The following is an 804-nucleotide window of genomic DNA, read 5'->3' as shown; positions in this document are numbered from 1 at the left end:
TCTAGGCTCAGGACTCATAGCCAGAATATGACGGTTGCGGCGAGACAGATGGCCGAGAAGAAGACGGTCGGGCATCTGTCATAGCGTGTTGCGACCCGTCTCCAGTCCTTGCTTGAGCCTTCCGAACATGATCTCGATACGGTTGCGGCCTTTGTATTTCCGCTTGTTGTATTTTACCGGCTTCCCGCGGGATTTCCGTCCCGGAATGCAGGGTTTGATCCCTTTTTCCTCCAGGCCATCCCTGAACCAGTCAGCGTCATAGCCCCGGTCTGCCAACATCCATTGAGCTGCCGGAAGACTGTCCAGAAGGGCAGCAGCACCGGTGTAATCACTGATCTGGCCCGCTGTCATGAAGAAGTCGAGCGGACGTCCGTTCCGGTCGGCGACCGCATGCAACTTCGTATTCATGCCCCCTTTGGTGCGCCCGATCAGGCGGCCTGAACCCCCTTTTTACCCGCAGGCTCGACGCCGTGCGATGTGCCTTGAGATAGGTCGCATCAATCATGATGGTCTGAGGCTCTGCCTTTCCGGCGGCCAGTCCCTCCATCATGCGGATGAAGATCCCCATAGCACTCCAGCGCTTCCAGCGGTTATAGAGTGTCTTGTGTGGACCGTATTCCCGGGGCGCATCACGCCAGCGCAGGCCATTGCGGTTTACGAAAATGATCCCGCTCAACACACGGCGGTCATCAACCCGAGGTTTTCCATGGCTATTCGGAAAAAAGGGCCGCAGACGCTCCATCTGCCCGTCCGTCAGCCAATACAGGTCTCTCATCTTCAGTCTCCTTGAGGGAGCCTGAATCA

General features: G+C 57.2%; 1 pseudogene. It reads right to left on the bottom strand.

Annotated features, from left to right (window positions below):
• Window positions 1-14: 14 nt before the first annotated feature.
• Window positions 15-775 (bottom strand): annotated as a pseudogene (locus AA0535_RS15720) (IS5 family transposase).
• Window positions 776-804: the final 29 nt, after the last annotated feature.

This window comes from Asaia krungthepensis NRIC 0535, assembly GCF_025995175.1.
Taxonomy (GTDB): domain Bacteria; phylum Pseudomonadota; class Alphaproteobacteria; order Acetobacterales; family Acetobacteraceae; genus Asaia; species Asaia krungthepensis.
Note: the sequence above shows the minus strand (reverse complement) of the source record. Positions and strands in the feature narration are given on the sequence as shown.